Origin of the sequence: Corynebacterium striatum ATCC 6940 (assembly GCF_000159135.1) — a bacterium.
Taxonomy (GTDB): Bacteria; Actinomycetota; Actinomycetes; order Mycobacteriales; family Mycobacteriaceae; genus Corynebacterium; species Corynebacterium striatum.
This window is the reverse complement of the sequence record NZ_GG667550.1, coordinates 1-659: the sequence shown is the minus strand read 5'-3', so window position 1 is coordinate 659 and position 659 is coordinate 1. Positions and strand designations below refer to the sequence as shown.

The window sequence follows — 659 nt, the reverse complement described above, 5'->3', positions numbered from 1 at the left end:
ACAAAGTAGCTGGACTCCAAGTCCAAAAACCTCATGGACATAACACTGTCTGACTAGTTGTGAGTGGCTAGGGGTAGATAAATATCTGCCCCTTCGCTTTTCATTTTTTTTAGTTCCGTAAAATGCTTCGGATCGTAGTCTCTCTCGCCACCAATCCATTCAATCTTATCGTCGGAACCGTAATCTAAATACGGGGCAACAGCATTTCCTGCCAACTGATCTCCCCACCCCGTAACAGCGGTTCTCCCCTCTGATGAGTAGCTTTCACCCGATTCAAGAGTGTGTCGTGGAATCAGCGCAAATTCCATGCCAACATATGCAAGTCCTTGCGCGGATTTAACTGAAAATACGCAATATGCGTACTTGGACGTTTTCCAGGTAGCTCGTACTTCGACATCATCGGGAGACACACAATTTTCTGAGGGAAAATACCTCTTTAGTAAATGGCGTATCTCCTGGTAAAAAATTTCTGAACTCCACGTTTCCGCCATAATTCACACTCCGTATTTCACTAGGCTGCATAACTTTGGTTAAATTGCATGAGTCTTCACTATGGCTAAAACGGTACACTCTAAGCGAACAGTTTAAGAATTACATCCATCGTGTTTAACTCGCTGTTCGCTAGGGTGGGTTTATGAGTAATGAAACAGAACCGTCAC

General features: G+C 44.0%; 1 protein-coding gene. It reads right to left on the bottom strand.

The window, feature by feature from the left end; all coding sequences use genetic code 11:
* Positions 1-53: 53 nt before the first annotated feature.
* Entirely contained in the window at positions 54-308 is a 255-nt protein-coding gene (locus tag HMPREF0308_RS14275) for a hypothetical protein (RefSeq protein WP_049147221.1), read from the bottom strand.
* Between the last annotated feature and the right edge of the window lie 351 nt (positions 309-659).

What these genes read in the sequence shown, in the direction of transcription:
- HMPREF0308_RS14275 (WP_049147221.1), bottom strand. Translation starts at nt 308, where the DNA reads ATGGAATTTGCGCTGATTCCACGACACACTCTTGAATCGGGTGAAAGC.